Here is a 16,318-nt window from a genome sequence, read left to right as displayed (position 1 = left end):
TTCGGGGCCCGTAAATGCGTGCGGCTTGTTTCGCCGCGAACGCGCCCGGGGTACCTCCCGCTCATGACGACTCAAGAACGGCCGGGCGAGGTCGGCGTGGATCCGCCGCGCGCGCACCGGCTGCCTTCACCGCGCGCTCCGTCCGACAGCGACCTGCGCAGCCAGCTCCGCTGGAAGACCCCCGACGCGATCGTCGTGGAGGTCGCGGGCGAGATCGACCTGTGCACCGCGGACCGGCTGGAAGCGGCGCTGGACGAACATCTCCTGGCCCGCCCCGGCGTGCTGCGGGTCGACCTGGGCGAGGTCCGGTTCCTCGGCGCCGCGGGCATCCGCGCGCTGCTGCGGGCCCAAGAGCGTGCCGAGGTCGCCGGCGTTCACCTCGTCGTCGATCCCGGCGGCTCCCGAGCCGCCGTGCGCGCGCTCGAACTGCTCGCGCGGCTCCAGGGGCAGGGGCCCCTGCCGACGCGCTAGCCTCCCGGCCGCGGCGACGCGGTGAACGACTCTTCCACGTCGTCGGATCGGCCGCCCGTGAGCAGGTCGACGACGTCTTCCGCGCGGTGCCGTTCGGCGAACCGGCGCCGTTGCTGTTCGGCGCCGCCGCCCTCCGCCGCCAGCCGCGCTGTGCCTTCCCGCGCGAAGTCGAGGTCTCCCGCCGCTTCGAGCGCGGGTGCGATCAGCTGGACCAAGTCGTCGAGCACCGCCTTCGCGGGCACCAGGTCCCCGGTCTTGGGGTCCGGGCAGCAGCCGGTGGCCCCTTCCCGTGACGCCCGCCAGAGCTGGGCGCGCAGCACCTCGTTCGACAGCTCGGCCGGGGGAGCGTCGTCGGCCAGCGCGGTGGCGACCAGGCCGCGGGCCAGCACACCCAGCAGCACCGCTTCTTCGGGCGTCGCGGCGACGTCGGCGATGCGGAATTCCAGCGTCGGCTGTTTCTCCGACAGCCGGACGTCCCAGTAGATCATCCCGCGGTCGAGGATCGAGCCCGCGCGCAGCCAGGCGTCGACGATGCTCTCGTACTCGTCGAGCGAGGCGAACCGCGGCGGCGGCCCGGCCGACGGCCACCGGCTCCACTGCTGGTAGCGCCAGCTGCAGTAGCCGGTGTCGTAGCCGTCCGCGACCGCCGAGTTCGCGGTCACGGTGAGCAGCGCCGGCAGCCACGGCCGGACCCGGTTGAGCACGGCGATGCCGCTCGCCTTGTCCGGGATGGCGACGTGCACGTGGCAGCCGCAGGTGAGGGAAGTCCGCGCGGTGGCGCCGAAGTGCTCGGCCATCCGCTCGTAGCGCGGGTTCGGCGTGATCCGCGGTGGGTCCACTTCGGACAGGACAGGGGAGGCCGCCGGCAGCAGCCGCACTCCGCGCCGGCGCGCGGCCGACGTCAGGTCGCCGCGCATCCCGCGCAGCTGGTGGAGAGCCTCGTCGTGGGTCCGGCACACGTCGGTGGCGGCCTCGGCCTGCGACTGGGTGAGTTCGTGCTGCAGCTCGCCCTGTTCGTCGACGGCCGCCTCGGCGGCGTCGACGACTTCGTCGCCCGCCTGGGACAGGTGGCCGTGGCGGTCGACGACGAAGAACTCCTCTTCGATGCCGAACGTCAGCACGTCGCCGGTCTGCTCGTTCACCGGTGCTCTCCTGGAGGTCGGGGGCCCGTCGGATACCCGCGCGGCGTATCGGGCAAACGGCGTTTTCCCGGCCGCCGAGGGGGTATCCGGCAGGTCATGAACCCGAGGGGCACCTCCTCTTCGCCGTCGCTGCTGGCCGCCGACGCCGGTGCCACCGTGCGGCGGCTCTCCCGCTGCGTGGGCGACGGCGAGCTCGATTCGCCGGCCGAGATGTACCGCGTGCTCGGTGCCCTCCGGCTGCTGGCCGACGACCTCACCCACTTCCTGCCCGCCCTGCAGGACCGGCTGGAGGACCGGCTGCTCTCCGGCCAGGTGGTCCGCCACTCCGGCGGCGAACCCCTGGAAGCCACGTGGGACGCCGTGGGGGAGGTCGGCCGGGCACTGGCCCACGCCAGGACCGTGGCTCTGCTGATGACGAAGGAACTCGAGAACTCCCAGGTCGCGCTGCGGGACCTGGCCACACCGTGAGGACACTGATGTCGACCGACGCGATCGTGCTGCTCAAGAACGACCACAAGACCGTGGAGAAGCTCTTCAAGGAGTTCGAGAAAGCGGAGGAGACGGCGTACCAGCAGAAACGCCGGATCGCCGACTCGATCATCGAGGAGCTGACCGTCCACGCGTACATCGAAGAAGAGATTTTCTACCCGGCCGCGCGCGAAGCCGTGCCGGAGACGAAGGACCACGTCCTGGAAAGCGTGGAGGAGCACCACGTCGTGGTGTGGATGCTGTCGGAGCTGCAGGACCTCGACCCGGCGGACGAGACGTTCGACGCGAAGGTCACGGTGCTCACCGAGAACGTCCGCCACCACGTCGAAGAGGAGGAGGACGAGTGGTTCCCGCAGGTCCGCTCGGCGATGGGCCGCAAGCGGCTGCAGGAACTCGGGCAGCGCATGATCGACGCCCGGTCGAACGCGCCGAAGAACCCTCTGGAACTCAAGAGCGCGAAGGCCTGACGCGGCCGAAGAAGGCGGCACTTTCACGTGAAAGTGCCGCCCGGGCCGGGCCGGGTGAAACACCCCCGATGGTGTGACTCAGTGTGGTAGGGGTACTCCGGTGGGCATGGAGTGGCACGAGGAGCTGCACGAGCGGGCCGACGAGCGGATCGAACACCTGGACGACCGGCTGTGGGCGGTCGCGACCGCGCTGCACGCGCGGCCGGAACTGTCCTATGAGGAGCACCTCGCCGCGGAACGGCTCACGAGCGAGCTGGCCGCGGACGGCTTCGAGGTGGAGACGGGGGTCGCCGGGCTGCCCACGGCGTTCGTCGCCCGCGCCGGCCGCGGACGGCCGTGTGTCGCGCTGTTGCTCGAATACGACGCGCTGCCCGGACTGGGACACGCCTGCGGACACAACCTGATCGCCGCGGCGGGCCTCGGCGCGGCGCTGGCCGCGCGCGAGGTCCTGGGGGACAGCCCGGGATCGCTGCTCGCCGTGGGATGTCCCGCCGAGGAACGCGGTGGCGGCAAGGTGGCGCTGGCCGAGGCCGGCGTGTTCGACGACGTCGACGCGGCCCTGATGGTCCACCCCGGGGTGCACTCGTGGTCGTGGGCCCCGCTGACCGCGCAGGTGGAGCTGAAGGTGACCTTCCACGGCCGCGCGGCCCACCCGACCGGCGACCCCGAGCACGGCATCGACGCCCTCGCCGCGCTGATCCAGGCGTTCGGCGCGATCTCCGCCCTGCGCCAGCGCCTGCCGGCCGGGTCGCACGTCCAGGGCATCGTCACCCACGGCGGCGAGGCGACGAACATCGTCCCCGACCGCGCCGAAGGCCGGTTCGGCCTCCGCGCGCTGACGACCGACGCGCTGGACAGGCTCGCCGAGGACGTCGCGACGTGCGCCCAGGGCGCCGCGCTGGCCAGCGGCGCGAAGGTCGACGTCGAACGCCTCGGGCGCGGCTACGCGCACTTCCGCGACAACCCGGTGCTGTCGGAGCGGTTCACCGAGCACCTGGGGGCGTGCGGGATCCACGCGACCCCGCCGGACCCGGGGGTGTACCTGGGTTCGTCGGACATCGGCGACGTCAGCGTCCGCGTGCCGGCGATCCACCCGTTCGTCGCGATCACGGCGGAGGAGTACCCGGAACACACGCTGGAGTTCGCGGCCGCGGCGGCGAGCCCGCGGGGACGTTCGGCGATGCTCGCCTCGGCCGCGGCACTGGCCCGGACGGCGATCGACCTGCGGACGCACCCGGCGCTGGTCAGCCGGGCTTGGGACTGCTTCCGGGACCTGGCGCGGAACGGGCGCTGACCGGCGGCCGCCGCAACGCGCGCTCGACGTTGTTCATCGCCTCGCGGCCTTCCGGGATCGCCTGCATCAGCCAGTTGTGGAACATGCCGGGGTACTCGCGGTAGTCCAGCTCGATTCCCGCCTCCCGTGCCCGCTCGGCGAACCGGCGCGCGTCCGGCAGCAGGACGTCCCGCGTGCCGATGAACAGCGTGATGGGGGCGAGCCCGGTCAGGTCGGCGTGGATCGGGCTCACCAGCGGGTCGTGCGGGTCCGTGCCCTCGGCGTACATCCGGCCCGCTTCGCGCAGCCCGGCGATGCCGAGCATCGGGTCGGTCTCGTCGAGCAGCTCCGAAACCGGGTCTTCGAGCAGGACGTCGAGCCACGGCGAGTACAGGATCAGCCGTTCGGGCTGCGGCCGCCCGGCGGCGCGCAGGTTCTGGGCGATGGCCAGGGCCAGCGCTCCGCCCGCGGAGTCCCCGGTGACCACCACGCGCTCGTCGCCGGCCGCGACCTGGTCGTAGGCGGCCTGCACCATTGGGATCGTGGCGGTGTGGTCGTGGCGCGGCACCAGCGGGTACACCGGCAGCGTCACCGCGCAGCCGAGCCGCGCGACCAGGTCGGCGGCGTACCGCCAGTGGTGCTTTTCGACCTGCTCCACGTAACCGCCGCCGTGCAGGTGGAAGACGTGCAGATCGCCGGACTGGCCGTCACGCGGCCGGAACGTGAAGCACGGGAATCCGCGGACGTCGCGCTGTTCGACATCGCATCGCCGCCGCACGCGCCGCGGCGGCCGGGCCATCGACGGCTTCTGGTGGCGCGGCAGCCGGTGGTGCAGCGCCGACGCGTTGTCGTAGAAGCGTTTCTGCCCCGACGCCCGCAGCAGCGCCATCCTGACCTTCGCCTGCACACTGACCACAGCCACTCCTTCCGTCCGCACCCGGTTACCCGGGCGCGGACGGCCCCTAACTAGGCGACGGAGGTGTAGTGCGTAGCGTCACCTTCGAGGGATTCGCTCACGCGCCCGTCGACGCCCACCGGGATGTCGCCGGCCACCGTCACGCGGTTCAGGCGCCTCGGCAGGCCGTCGTAGTTGTCGATCGCGTAGTGCTGCGTGATCCGGTTGTCGAACAGCACCAGCTGGTTCGGCTCCCACGCGACGCGCACGACGTTCTCCGGCCGCGTGACGTAGGACTGCAGCAGCCGCAGCAGGTCCCGCGACTCGTTCAGCGACAGGCCCTCGATCCGCTGCGCGAACCCGCCGATGAACAGGCCGCGCTCGCCGGTGACGGGATGCACCCGCACCACCGGGTGCGTGGTCCGGTACTTGCGCGAGACGAACTGGGCCCGCCGCGCCCGCTCGTCCTCGTCCACGGTCTCCGGCGGCTGGACGTAGTCGTAGTCGTTGGTGTGCACCGCGCGCAGCGTGTCGGCGAAGGCCCGCAGCGGCTCCGGCAGGTCGCGGTAGGCCGCCGCCGCGTTAGCGATCAGCGTCTCCCCGCCGTACGGCGGCACCACGAGGCTGCGCAGGGTGCTGGCCTTCGGCGGGTTGAGCACGAAGGTGACGTCGGTGTGCCAGTGGTTGGCGCGGCCCCGTTCGCTGTCGACGGGCAGGATCGACGGCGCGCCGTCGACGGCGGGCACCGTCGGGTGGGCCTTGGTCAGTTCACCGAACCGCGCGGCGAACCGCTGCTGGCCCTCGTCGTCGAGCACGACGTTGCGGAACACCAGCGCCTTGTGCTCGTGCAGGGCGTCGGCCAGGAGCGCCACCTGGGTGGCGTCGAGGTCGCCGGCGGGGTCGACGCCGACGATCTCGGCGCCGATCCTCCCGGTGATCTTGCGGACGTCGGTGCTGATCGTGGTCATGCGGGCTCCTTGACTCGGTTGCGGTTGACGGGACGCGCGAGGCCGTAGTGCTCGCGCAAGGTGGATCCGGTGTAGGCGGTGCGGAAGAGCCCGCGTCGCCGCAGTTCCGGGACGACGAGGTCGACGAAGTCGTCGAGCCCGCCGGGCAGGGTGGGCGGCATGATGTTGAAGCCGTCCGCGGCGCCGCCGGTGAACCAGGCCTCCAGCTCGTCGGCGACCTGGACCGGGGTGCCGGCGAAGACGCGGTGCCCGCGTCCGCCCGCCAGCCGTTCGAGCAGCTGCCGGATGGTCAGGTCCTCGCGCCGGGCCAGGCCGACGACCAGCTCGAACCGGCTCTGGCCGCCCTCGGTGAAGCTGCCGACGTCGGGCAGCGGGCCGTCGAGCGGGTAGCCGGTGACGTCGTGGTCGAGCATCTTCGACAGCTGGCGCAGCCCGTAGTCCGGCGTGATCAGCGCGTTCAGCTCGGCCTCGCGCTCGCGCGCCTCGGCCTCGGTGCGGCCGAGGATCGGTGAGATGCCGGGGAGGATCTTGAGTTCGTCCGGCGTGCGGCCGTATCGGGCGAGCCTGCCCTTGACGTCGTCGTAGAACGCCTTGCCCTCGGCCAAGGTCTGCTGCGCGGTGAAGACGGCTTCCGCGTGGCGGGCGGCGTACTCCTTGCCGGTTTCCGACGAGCCGGCCTGGACGAGCAGCGGGTGGCCTTGCGGCGGTCGTTCGATGTTGAGCGGCCCGCGGACCTGGAAGTGCGGGCCGTCGTGCTCGATCGCCCGGATGCGGTCGGTGTCGGCGTAGACGCCGCTCGCCCGGTCGACGACCGCCGCGTCGTCGTCCCAGCTGTCCCAGAGCTTCTTGACCACCTCGATGAACTCTTCGGCCCGGTCGTACCGGGCGGCGTGCGCCGGTCGCTTGGCCAGGTTGAAGTTGCGCGCTTCGTCGATGCCCGCCGAGGTGACGATGTTCCAGCCCGCGCGGCCACCGGAGAGGTGTTCGAGCGAGGCGAACTTGCGCGCCAGGTGGTAGGGCTCGTTGTAGGTCGTCGACGCGGTGGCGATGAGTCCGATGTGGACCGTGGACGCGGCGAGCGCCGACAGCAGCGTCAGCGGCTCGAAGTGGCTGTGGGAGTTGTGCTTCACGTTGCCCCACAACGCGACACCGTCGGCGAGGAAGAGCGAGTCGAGCTTGCCGCGCTCGGCGGTCCGCGCGATGTCCACGTAGTGCTGCAGCGTCCGGGCCCGGTGCGGGTCGGTCGACGGGTGCCGCCACGCGGCTTCGTGGTGGCCGTTCGGCATCACGAACGCGTTGAGGTGCAACTGCCTGCTCATGCCTTCTCCTTGGGCCGCCAGGTCGAGAACCGCCGTTCGAGGACGACGAAGCCCTGGTTCACGATCACTCCGAGCACCGAGACCGCGATGATCCCGGCGTACATCTGCTGGATCTGGAAGTTCACCTGGCTGGTGTTGATGAGGTAGCCGAGCCCCGCCTTCGCGCCGACCATCTCGGCGGCCACCAGCACGAGGATCGAGTACGACGCCGCCATCCGGATGCCGGTGAACACCGTCGGCACCGCCGAGGGCAGGATCACCTTCCGGAACAGCCGCGGGCTGGCCAGCCCGAGCGAGCGAGCCGCCTTGACCAGCAAGGGATCCACGGTGTTGACGCCGGCGATCGTGTTGAGCAGCACCGGCCACACGCAGGCGTAGACCACGAGGGTGACCTTCGACAGTTCGCCGATGCCCAGCAGCAGGGTGAACACCGGCAGCAGTGCGAGCGCGGCGGTGTTGCGGGCCAGCTCCAGCAGGGGCTGCAGGAACCGCGCGACCGGCCGGTACCAGCCGATCAGCAGGCCGAGCGGGACCGCGGCCGCGACGGCGATCGCGAACCCGGCTGCCGACCGGCCGATGCTGGCCAGCAGGTGGTCGGCGAGCTGGCCGTCGAGCACCAGTCCCCAGAGAGCCTGCAGGTCTTCGGACAGCGGTGGCAGGAACGTCCGGGTGCTCTCGTCGAGGACGAACCGGGGGACCAGTTCCCAGAGCGCGGCGAACAGCACGACGGCGGCCGACGCGTGCACCGCGCGGGTGAGGTTCTTCGCGAACCGTCTCGGTTTCGCCGGAAGTGCGCGCGCCGCGGGTCCGGTGTGGACGGCGGGTGCGTCGAGGGTGGTGGTCATCCGACCGCGCTCCGTTCGTGTTCGGCCGCCTTGCGGACCTCGTCGTGCAGCAGTTGCCAGAGCCGGTGGCGCTGCCGCCCGAACGCCGGGTCGGAGCGCACGTCCCCGGCGCGGTCGCCGAGGTCGATGTCGACGACGGCCTTGAGCCGCCCCGGCCGCGACGTCAGCACGGCCACCTGCTGCCCGAGGTAGACGGCTTCGTCGATGCCGTGGGTGATGAACACGATCGTCTTGCCGGTGCGCCGCCAGATCCGCAGCAGCTCGTCCTGCAGCTGCTCGCGGGTCTGCGCGTCGAGCGCGGCGAACGGCTCGTCCATCAGCAGCACCGCCGGGTCGTAGGCGAGACTGCGGGCGATCGCGACGCGCTGCTTCATCCCGCCCGACAGCTCGTGCGGGAAGCGGTCCTCGAAGCCGGAAAGCCCGACCAGGGCGAGGTACTCGCGGGCGCGCTCGGCCCGCTGCCGCTTCCCGAGCCGCCCGCCTTCGAGGCCGAACTCGACGTTGGCGCGGGCGGTGCGCCACGGGAACAGCGCGTACTGCTGGAACACGACGCCGCGGTCGAGCCCGGGGCCGCGGACCGGCTCGCCGTCGATGAGCACTTCGCCGGACGTCGGGGTGGCGAGCCCGCCGAGCAGGTCGAGCAGCGTCGACTTGCCCGAGCCGCTCGGGCCGACCAGGGACAGGAACGTGCCGTCGGCGACGTCGAGGGAGACGTCGTCGAGCGCGGTGAGCTCGCCGAAGGTCTTGGTCACCGAGCGGATGGCGATCTTGGCGGTCACTTCGTCACCGCCGGGGCGCCGTCGCGGTAGGGGTTGAACTCGTTGGTGTAGAGCTTCGAGGTGTCGATCCGGTCGCCCTTGATGTAGCCCTGCTGCTTCAGCCACGGCTCCCAGCGCGTGTAGTCCTGGTCGGAGACGAGGCCGCCGCGGGTGATGCCGACGCTCTTCCAGTACTTGAGCGTGTCCGTGTTCTCGTTGCGGCCGCGGGCTTGGATGATCTTCGTGAAGCGGGCGATCACCTCCTCGCGCGGGGTCGTGCGTTCCCACTCGATCGCCCTGGCCACGGCGGAGACGAAGATCTTCGTGGTCTCCGGGTACTTCTTGATGAAGTCGGTGCGCAGCACGTACGGCCCGCCGTTGTAGGGCCCGAACGCCTGGACGTCGCTGAAGAGCGGGCGCACCCCGCCGGCGGCGACGGCGTGGTCCTGCAAGATCCCCTGTAGCGCGACGACGTCGAGCTGGCCGTTGCGCAGCGCCTGTTCGGCGTTCACCGGCGGGATGACGACGAGCTGCACCTGCTTGATTTCGTCGTCGGAGAGGCCTTGCCCCTTGAGCCAGGTGTCGAGCGCGGCTTCGAGGTTCGCGCCCGCGGTGTTGACGCCGACCTTCTTGCCGATCAGGTCGCGGGCGGTGCGAATCGGACTGTCCACTTTGGTGTAGTAGCCGATGAAGGCCTTCTCGTCGGAGCCGTAGTAGTTGACGACCGCCTTGACCGGGGCCCCGGCTTCGACGAGCTTGACGACCGCGCCGGTGAAGGCGCCGCCGAAGTCGGTCTGGTCGGTGGCCGCGGACTGGATGTCCTGCGGGCCGCTGATCGTGTTGCCCACCCACTTCAGCTTGACCGGGCCGAAGTAGCCCAGGTCCGCGGCGAGTTCGGGCAGGGTCACGGCGTTCGCGCTGCCCTGGTAACGCAGTTCCAGCTTCTCCGGCTGCCCGGGCGCGCCGGTGGCCGTCGCCGAAGCGCAGCCGGCCAGCAGCACCAGGGCGGCGGCGAACAGGGGCAGGATTCTCTTCACGGTGGTTTCGTCCGTTCCGGGAGTCGGCGGGGATGCCTCGATTGTTCGGGGCCGCCGGGCGGACGGTCAATTTTGCGAGTCGGTGAAATAACTCCGCCGATTCACGAGGCGCGCGGCAACCGGGTCAGCAGCGGACCGAGCGGGTCGTCGTAGAGCACGTCGAGGAGCACCGCGCCGCCGGCCGTCGCCAGCTCGGTACCCGGGAAGCTCGTTCCCGCAACGGTTTCGGCCGGATCGAGGCAGCGTGACCGGCGGCGGACCTCGTCCCGGATGGCGGGAAGGCAGCCGGGCACCCGCGCTACACTCCGGTCGACCACCACCAGCACGGCCGGGTTCAGCACGTCGAGCAGCAACGCCGCCGCCTGGCCGATGAGCCGCGCCCGGTCGAGGAACACCCGCACCGCCGCGGAATCGCCGGAGGCGGCGAGTTCGAGCAGTTCCGGAAAGTCGGGGCGCGCGATCAACCCGCGTTCCGCGGCTTTGCGCGCGAGCGTCCCTTCCGAAACGGTGGCCTCGAGGCAGCCGGTGCGCCCGCAGCGGCACGGCTCGGTGCTGTCGTCGACCGGCAGGTGCGCGACGGCGCCCGCGGCGGACCGCGGCCCGTGGTGCACTCCGGTGCCGGTGGCGAACGCGGCGTCGACGACATTGCCGGTGAACAGCTGCACGACGCTTTCCCGGGCGCGCGGGTGCCCGAAGAGCCGCTCCGCGTGGACCAGCGCCCGCGCGTGGCCGTCGACTTCCACGGCCAGCCCGGTGCTTTCGGCCAGCAGATCCCGCACCGGCACGTTCTGCCAGCCCAGTAGCGGGTGGTCGACCACGGTGCCGGACTCGCGGTCGACCCAGCCGCCGGTGGCGACGCCGAGGCCGAGCGGCTCGCGGTCCGGCGCGTGGCCGAGCAGCAGGTCGTCGAGGATCTCGGCGGCGCGGGCGAGTAGATCTTCGGCGGCCAGGCCGTCGTGCGGTTCTTCGTGCTGCACCAGCACATTCCCGCGCAGGTCGAGCAGCGCGACGGTGGCGTGGTGCACGGCGAGGTGCAGCGCGCCGGCGACGTACCGCCCGGTGTCGAGGTCGACGGGCACGTGCGGCCGTCCGACGCCGCGGCGCGGTTCGGCCTCGGCCAGCTCGCGCAGCAGTCCTCGCTGCAGCAGCTCGGCGCTGTGCCCGGTGACCGCGGCCGCGGACAGCCCCGTCCGCCGCGCGATCGTGCTGCGGGCGATCGGTCCGTCGTCCAGAACGGCCCGCAGGACGGCGCTCGCGCTGGCACTGCGGCGGGCGCCGCGCGCATCCATCCTCTGTGGACCGTCCGCCCGGGAGGTCATGGCCGTGATCGTGGCAGACGGCGCGGCCGGGGCCCAGCGTGCCCAGCATGTGGAGGCTTGACGCATACCCATATGGGCATATGATGGCCGAGTGGCACGAGCAGCGACGACGGCGGACACCTTCAACGCGGTCGCCGAACCCCGGCGGCGGCAGATCCTCGACGTCCTCATGGGCGGGGAACGGTCGGTCGGCGATCTCGTCGACCTGCTCGGCCTCGCCCAGCCGCAGGTGTCGAAGCACCTGCGGGTGCTGCGGGAGGTGGGCGCGGTGGACGTACGCGACGAAGGCCGCCAGCGCGTCTACCGGCTCAACGGCGCCGCGCTCAAACCCATCCACGACTGGGTCAAGCGCTACGAACGAACGTGGTCGGAGCGGTTCGACCTGATGGACGACGTCCTCGAAGAACTCAAGGAACAGGAGCAGTGACGTGGAGATCACCACCCCCGCCGACGACCGGATCCTCATCACGCGCGAATTCGACGCGCCGAAGCACCTCGTCTACCGCGTGTGGACCACGCCGGAACTGGTGCGGCGCTGGTGGAGCGGCCACCGTGGGACCACCACCGAAGTCGAGCTGGACCTGCGGCCCGGTGGTCGCTGGCGGTACGTGCTGAAGACGGACGACGGCGCCGAAGTCGGCTTCCACGGCGAGTACCGCGAGATCGTGCCGGACGAGAAGATCGTCTACACCGAGGTGTTCGAAATGCCCGGCGTCGATCCCGGCTCCGTCGACGGGCCGCTCAACACCGTCACCTTCACCGCTCTCGACGGGGACCGCACACGCCTGGAGCTGCTGACCGAGACCGGCAGCAAGGAACTGCGGGACACGATCCTGGAGTCCGGGATGGAGGTCGGTGTGCAAGAGCAGATGAACATCATCGAGGAGCTGGCGAACTCCCTGCGCTAGCGGACAGAATCGGCGGCGTGCAGTTCGCCATCCTCGGGCCGGTCGAAGCCCGCCGTCCGGACGGGACCCCGGTCGCCCTCGGTGGCCCGCAGCTGCGAGGGCTGCTCGCCTTGCTCGCCCTCGACGCCGGCCGCGTCGTCGGCGCCGAGCGGCTGATCGACGGCCTGCACGGCGAGCACCCGCCCGAAGGCGCCGCCGACGCCCTGCAGTCCCAGGTGTCCCGGCTCCGGCGGCGGCTGCGGGACGGCGGCGCGCCCGACGGCCTGGTCGAATTCACGCCCGCCGGGTACCGGCTGGCCGTCGACCCCCAGGACGTCGACGTCCACCGGTTCGAACGGCTCACCGCCCAGGCCAGGGAGACGCCTGATCCGCGCGCGAAACTCGAGCTGTTCGGCGAGGCGCTCGCGTTGTGGCGGGGGCCGGCGCTCGACGGGCTCGCGGACGCGCCGCGCGCGGCCCGGCTGGCGGAGCTGCGCCTGGCCGCGACCGAGGACCGCGTCGAGGCTGGGCTGGCGCTCGGCCACCACGACCGGCTCGTCGCCGAACTCCGGGAGCTCGCGCGCGAGCACCCGCTGCGCGAACGCCTCACTGCCCAGCTCATGCGGGCGCTGCACGGCGGCGGCCGCGCCGCGGAGGCCCTCCAAGTGTTCGTCGAAGCCAGGGACCGCCTCGCCGACGAACTCGGCGCCGACCCGTCGGCCGAACTCGCGGCCGCGCACACCGCGGTCCTCCGAGCCGCGGCGCCCGCCCCGGCCCGGCGGATTCCGGTGCCCCTGACCGGGTTCGTCGGCCGGGCCGCCGAACTGATGAGGCTGCGCGCGTCACTGGAAAGCGCCCGGCTCGTCACGCTCACCGGGCCGGGCGGCGCCGGCAAGACTCGGCTCGCCGTCGAAGCCGCGGCCCGCGAAGCCGGCGAAGTGTGCTTCGTCGAACTGGCGACGACGACCGAGGTCCCGCGGGCCGTGCTCGCCGCGCTGGGCCTGCGGGAACAGGGCGTGCTGACGCCGGGCGCGCCACCGGACCCGGCCGACCGGCTGGCCGCCGCGCTCGCCGACCGGCCGCTGCTGCTGGTCCTCGACAACTGCGAACACGTCGTCGCCGGCGCCGCACGGCTGGTGCGACGCCTGCTCGGCGAGTGCGCGGGCCTGCGCGTGCTCGCCACCAGCCGCGAGGCGCTGGGCCTGACCGGCGAGACGCTGGTGCCGCTCGGCGCGTTGCCCGCCGACGCCGCGGCGCGGCTGTTCACCGACCGCGCCACGGCGGTGGCGCCCGGCAGAACGCCCGGCCCGGACGCGGTGACCCGGATCTGCGCCGCCCTTGACGGCCTGCCGCTGGCGATCGAGCTCGCCGCCGCCCGGCTGCGGACGATGTCCGCGGACGACGTCGCCGCCCGGCTCGGCGACCGCTTCAAGCTGCTGTCACGGGGCGAGCGGACCGCCGAGCCGCGGCACCGGACCCTGCGCGGCGTCGTCGAATGGAGCTGGGACCTGCTCGACCCGGACGAACGGCTGCTGGCCGGCCGGTTCGCGGTGTTCGCCGGCGGCGCGCGGCTCGACGCGGTCGAGCGGGTCTGCGGCGTCGGGGACGCCGACCTCGTGCTCACCGGCCTGGTCGAGAAGTCCTTCGTCGAGTTCGACGGCGGCCGGTACCGGATGCTGGCGACCATCCGGGCGTTCTGCGCCGAACAGGGCGACGACCGGCGCGCGGCCCACGCGAAGTACTTCCTCGACCTCGCCGGCGCGGCCGAGCCGAAGCTGCGCGGCGCGGACCAGCTGGCGGCGCTGGCGGAGCTGACCGCCGAGCACGCCGACCTCAACGCGGCCCTGCGCTGGAGCGTCGCGCGAGCGCCGGACCTCGCGCTGCGGCTCATCGCGGCCCTGACCTGGTACTGGTGGCTGTGCGGCCGGCGGAGCGAGGCGACGCCGTTCGCGGACGCCGTGCTCGCCGCCGTCGGCCCCGAACCGCCACCGGGGCTGGCCGAGGAATACTGCCTGTGCCTGATCCACGCGTCGAACACCGACGTCGCGATCGAGCCGGTCCTGCGGACGCTCGACGGCCCGCTGCGGTACCCGTACCTCTTCCTGCTGTGGGCGCTTTCCCCGCGCACCAAGGCGAAGGACGGCGAGCGGCTGGCCGCGCTGGTCGGTGAGGACGCGTGGGCGCGGGCGTTCACCCGGGTCGGCGACGGCCTCGGCGCGCAGTACCGCGGCCGGATCGCCGAGGCCGAGGCGCACTTTTCGGCGTCGCTGCACGGTTTTCGCGCGCTCGGCGACCGCTGGGGCGAGGCGACCGCGCTGGAGAAGCTCGCGGAGTTCGCGGACTGGCGCGGCGACCACGCCCGGTTCCGCGCGCTGATGGACGAGTCCGTGCGGCTGGCCGGCGAGCTCGGCGCCGTCGAAGACGCCGCCGAGCTGCTCTGCCGCCGCGCCGACGGCGTCCTGCGGGCCGGTGACCCCGGGGCCGCGGCGGCCGACTACGAAGCCGCCGCCGAAAAGGCCCGTGCCGCGGGCACGCCGCTGACGCTCGCGCGCGCCCGCGGTGGCCTGGGCGAGATCGCGCGGCGCGCGGGCGACCTCACCACGGCCCGGCACTGGTACTCGTCGGCGATCGGCCTGGCCGGCGATCCGGTGACCGGCGGCGAGACGCGGATCCGGCTCCACACCGGCTTCGGCTGGACGGCGGCCGCCGAAGGCGACCTCGACGCGGCGACCGAGCTGCACCAGGAGGCGCTCGCCACGGCGCTGGACCACGCGAACCTGCCCGGCGCGGCCCAGGCGATCGAAGGACTGGCCGGGGTGCTCGCCGCGCGCGAGGAGGACGACCGGGCGGCGTTCCTCCTCGGGGTGGCGGTCGGGCTGCGCGGCGCGCCGGTCGCCGGGGACGCCGACGTCGACGGCGTGGTGGACCGCGTCCGGGGGCGCATCGGCGCCGAGGCCTACGTCAATGCCTTTGATCGCGGCCGGGAAATGCCTCCCGAGCAGGCCATCGAGAAGTTCGGTCAGCGGCGGTTCGCGCTCGGTTCGTGACCGGTCGGCGGCCGCGCCCACGCTGCTGGGCATGACGAAGAACATCCTGATCTCCGGCGCCAGTGTCGCTGGCCCCGCGCTCGCCTGGTGGCTGCGCCACCACGGCTTCCGCCCCACCGTCGTCGAGCGGGCCCCGAGCCTGCGCGAAGGCGGCTACAAGATCGACATCCGCGGCGTCGCCGTCGACGTCGTCCGCCGGATGGGCCTGCTCGAAAAGGTGCACGCGGCGAGCACCGACATGCGGGGCGCCGCGTTCGTCAACAAGCGTGGCAAGCAGCTCGCGACGCTGGACGCCGACACCTTCGGCTTCCGCCACGGCGACGACACCGAGATCCTGCGCGGCGACCTGGCGGAAATCCTGTACGACAGCACCCGCGAAGACGTCGAGTACGTCTTCGGCGACTGGATCACCGGGCTCGACCAGCGCGAAGACGGCGTCCACGTCACCTTCGCCCACGGCGCGCCGCGCCGGTTCGACCTGGTCGTCGGCGCCGACGGCCTGCACTCCGGAGTGCGCGCGCTCGCGTTCGGCCCGGAGGAGGACTTCCTGCGCCGGTTCGACGCCTACATCTCGATCTCGACCGTGCCGAACACGCATCAGCTGGACCGCTGGGAGCTGCTCCACTCGGCGGCGCCGGGCAAGATGGTCAACGTCTACAGCACCGCCCGCGCCGACGACGCGAAGGCCGCGTTCTGGTTCAGCGCGCCGCCCCTGGCCTACGACCGGCGGGACGTCGACGGCCAGAAGGACCTCGTGGCCGGCCAGTTCGCCGGCCTGGGCTGGGAGATCCCGGAGCTGCTGGAGTCCATGCGCGAGGCGGGCGACTTCTACTTCGACCCGGTTTGCCAGATCACCATGGACCACCTGTCGGCGGGCCGCGTGACCCTCCTCGGCGACGCGGGCTACTGCCCGTCGCCGGCGTCGGGCCAGGGCACGAGCCTCGCCTTGGCGGGCGCGTATGTCCTGGCGGGCGAACTGGCCGCGGCCGGCGGGGACTTTGCGGTGGCGTTCGCGCGCTACGAGGCGGAAATGCGGCCGTTCATCGACAAGAACCAGGCCCTCGCGAAGACGGCGCTGCGCGGGATCCTCCCGCAGTCGCGGGCGTTCGCGTGGTTCAACACGCGGATGATCAAGCTGATGCCATACCTCCCGGGCCGCAACCGGGTCCTGGAGCAGATGGCCCGCCCGGTCCGCGAAGCGGCGAACGCCTTGGTGCTGAAGGAATACGCGAGGGCCGCGTGACTGTGGCGGGTCCGTGCCTCGCCTGCAGCGCAGCGGACTTTCGCCGCGCGGACTTTCGCCGGGTGGCCCGTGCCCGCCCGTGGCGGGCCCCGGTTCATGCGCCCCAATGTGGCGTTGGTTGCGTTGGACGCACCGAACGCCACATTGGGTGCGTTGGA

16 protein-coding genes are annotated in these 16,318 nt (G+C 72.4%); 8 read left to right on the top strand and 8 right to left on the bottom strand.

The window, feature by feature from the left end; genetic code table 11:
* Positions 1-63: 63 nt before the first annotated feature.
* Positions 64-471 carry an STAS domain-containing protein gene (locus AB0M82_RS38735; RefSeq protein ID WP_364733232.1) on the top strand — a complete coding sequence of 136 codons (408 nt, stop codon included), beginning with the start codon at positions 64-66 and terminating at the stop codon, positions 469-471.
* Here the strand turns inward: AB0M82_RS38735 and AB0M82_RS38730 are convergent.
* Positions 468-1,613, bottom strand: coding sequence for a glutamate--cysteine ligase (locus tag AB0M82_RS38730; protein WP_364733229.1), 1,146 nt, complete (start codon positions 1,611-1,613; stop codon positions 468-470). The genes AB0M82_RS38735 and AB0M82_RS38730 overlap by 4 nt on opposite strands.
* Positions 1,614-1,709: 96 nt before the next feature.
* On the opposite strand from AB0M82_RS38730, the gene AB0M82_RS38725 reads away from it, so the two are divergent.
* The 3 genes from AB0M82_RS38725 to AB0M82_RS38715 all read left to right on the top strand — a co-directional run bounded on the left by AB0M82_RS38725 (position 1,710) and on the right by AB0M82_RS38715 (position 3,863).
* A complete protein-coding gene (locus tag AB0M82_RS38725; protein WP_364733226.1) occupies positions 1,710-2,081 on the top strand; it encodes a hypothetical protein in 372 nt (123 codons plus the stop codon).
* Between the two features lie 8 nt (positions 2,082-2,089).
* Positions 2,090-2,569, top strand: a complete 480-nt coding sequence (locus AB0M82_RS38720) for a hemerythrin domain-containing protein (RefSeq protein WP_364733224.1) — start codon at positions 2,090-2,092, stop codon at positions 2,567-2,569.
* Positions 2,570-2,675: 106 nt separating this feature from the next.
* Positions 2,676-3,863, top strand: coding sequence for an amidohydrolase (locus tag AB0M82_RS38715; RefSeq protein WP_364733221.1), 1,188 nt, complete (start codon positions 2,676-2,678; stop codon positions 3,861-3,863).
* Here AB0M82_RS38715 and AB0M82_RS38710 read toward each other — a convergent pair.
* The 7 genes from AB0M82_RS38710 to AB0M82_RS38680 all read right to left on the bottom strand — a co-directional run bounded on the left by AB0M82_RS38710 (position 3,814) and on the right by AB0M82_RS38680 (position 10,983).
* Positions 3,814-4,758: an alpha/beta hydrolase gene (locus AB0M82_RS38710; RefSeq protein WP_364733218.1), complete on the bottom strand. Its 945-nt coding sequence runs from the start codon at positions 4,756-4,758 to the stop codon at positions 3,814-3,816. The two genes, AB0M82_RS38715 and AB0M82_RS38710, sit on opposite strands and share 50 nt — an antisense overlap.
* A 50-nt stretch (positions 4,759-4,808) precedes the next feature.
* Positions 4,809-5,705, bottom strand: coding sequence for a TauD/TfdA family dioxygenase (locus AB0M82_RS38705; protein ID WP_364733216.1), 897 nt, complete (start codon positions 5,703-5,705; stop codon positions 4,809-4,811).
* Positions 5,702-7,024, bottom strand: a complete 1,323-nt coding sequence (locus tag AB0M82_RS38700) for an LLM class flavin-dependent oxidoreductase (protein WP_364733213.1) — start codon at positions 7,022-7,024, stop codon at positions 5,702-5,704. The genes AB0M82_RS38705 and AB0M82_RS38700 overlap by 4 nt, the downstream gene beginning before the upstream one ends.
* Positions 7,021-7,869: an ABC transporter permease gene (locus AB0M82_RS38695; protein ID WP_364733211.1), complete on the bottom strand. Its 849-nt coding sequence runs from the start codon at positions 7,867-7,869 to the stop codon at positions 7,021-7,023. Before AB0M82_RS38695 ends, AB0M82_RS38700 begins: the two co-directional genes overlap by 4 nt.
* Positions 7,866-8,648 carry an ABC transporter ATP-binding protein gene (locus tag AB0M82_RS38690; RefSeq protein WP_364733209.1) on the bottom strand — a complete coding sequence of 261 codons (783 nt, stop codon included), beginning with the start codon at positions 8,646-8,648 and terminating at the stop codon, positions 7,866-7,868. The genes AB0M82_RS38695 and AB0M82_RS38690 overlap by 4 nt, the downstream gene beginning before the upstream one ends.
* Entirely contained in the window at positions 8,645-9,664 is a 1,020-nt protein-coding gene (locus AB0M82_RS38685) for an ABC transporter substrate-binding protein (protein ID WP_364733207.1), read from the bottom strand. Before AB0M82_RS38685 ends, AB0M82_RS38690 begins: the two co-directional genes overlap by 4 nt.
* Positions 9,665-9,765: 101 nt before the next feature.
* Positions 9,766-10,983: an ROK family transcriptional regulator gene (locus AB0M82_RS38680; RefSeq protein ID WP_364733204.1), complete on the bottom strand. Its 1,218-nt coding sequence runs from the start codon at positions 10,981-10,983 to the stop codon at positions 9,766-9,768.
* A gap of 91 nt (positions 10,984-11,074) precedes the next feature.
* Here AB0M82_RS38680 and AB0M82_RS38675 point away from each other — a divergent pair, with 91 nt between their 5' ends.
* Genes AB0M82_RS38675 through AB0M82_RS38660 form a run of 4 tightly spaced genes read left to right on the top strand, consistent with a single transcriptional unit; the run spans position 11,075 to position 16,160 of the window.
* A complete protein-coding gene (locus AB0M82_RS38675) occupies positions 11,075-11,410 on the top strand; it encodes a metalloregulator ArsR/SmtB family transcription factor (protein ID WP_364733202.1) in 336 nt (111 codons plus the stop codon).
* A 1-nt stretch (position 11,411) separates the two neighbouring features.
* The gene (locus AB0M82_RS38670) at positions 11,412-11,891 is read left to right on the top strand and encodes an SRPBCC family protein (protein ID WP_364733199.1); all 480 of its coding nucleotides are present in this window, start codon (positions 11,412-11,414) and stop codon (positions 11,889-11,891) included.
* A 17-nt stretch (positions 11,892-11,908) separates the two neighbouring features.
* Positions 11,909-14,917, top strand: coding sequence for a BTAD domain-containing putative transcriptional regulator (locus tag AB0M82_RS38665; protein ID WP_364733196.1), 3,009 nt, complete (start codon positions 11,909-11,911; stop codon positions 14,915-14,917).
* A 31-nt stretch (positions 14,918-14,948) separates the two neighbouring features.
* The gene (locus AB0M82_RS38660) at positions 14,949-16,160 is read left to right on the top strand and encodes an FAD-dependent monooxygenase (RefSeq protein ID WP_364733193.1); all 1,212 of its coding nucleotides are present in this window, start codon (positions 14,949-14,951) and stop codon (positions 16,158-16,160) included.
* Positions 16,161-16,318: the final 158 nt, after the last annotated feature.

The sequence above is a fragment of the Amycolatopsis sp. NPDC051128 genome, from assembly GCF_040682715.1.
Lineage (GTDB): Bacteria > Actinomycetota > Actinomycetes > Mycobacteriales > Pseudonocardiaceae > Amycolatopsis.
The sequence above is the reverse complement of the archived record's forward strand: the minus strand, read 5'-3'. Positions and strand labels throughout refer to the sequence as shown.

Bases quoted from the DNA above. Each gene is read 5' to 3' on its own strand.
- AB0M82_RS38735 (WP_364733232.1), top strand. From the start codon at position 64: ATGACGACTCAAGAACGGCCGGGCGAGGTCGGCGTGGATCCGCCGCGC.
- AB0M82_RS38705 (WP_364733216.1), bottom strand. From the start codon at position 5,705: ATGACCACGATCAGCACCGACGTCCGCAAGATCACCGGGAGGATCGGC.
- AB0M82_RS38700 (WP_364733213.1), bottom strand. From the start codon at position 7,024: ATGAGCAGGCAGTTGCACCTCAACGCGTTCGTGATGCCGAACGGCCAC.
- AB0M82_RS38720 (WP_364733224.1), top strand. From the start codon at position 2,090: ATGTCGACCGACGCGATCGTGCTGCTCAAGAACGACCACAAGACCGTG.
- AB0M82_RS38680 (WP_364733204.1), bottom strand. From the start codon at position 10,983: ATGACCTCCCGGGCGGACGGTCCACAGAGGATGGATGCGCGCGGCGCC.
- AB0M82_RS38725 (WP_364733226.1), top strand. From the start codon at position 1,710: ATGAACCCGAGGGGCACCTCCTCTTCGCCGTCGCTGCTGGCCGCCGAC.
- AB0M82_RS38695 (WP_364733211.1), bottom strand. From the start codon at position 7,869: ATGACCACCACCCTCGACGCACCCGCCGTCCACACCGGACCCGCGGCG.
- AB0M82_RS38715 (WP_364733221.1), top strand. From the start codon at position 2,676: ATGGAGTGGCACGAGGAGCTGCACGAGCGGGCCGACGAGCGGATCGAA.
- AB0M82_RS38660 (WP_364733193.1), top strand. From the start codon at position 14,949: ATGACGAAGAACATCCTGATCTCCGGCGCCAGTGTCGCTGGCCCCGCG.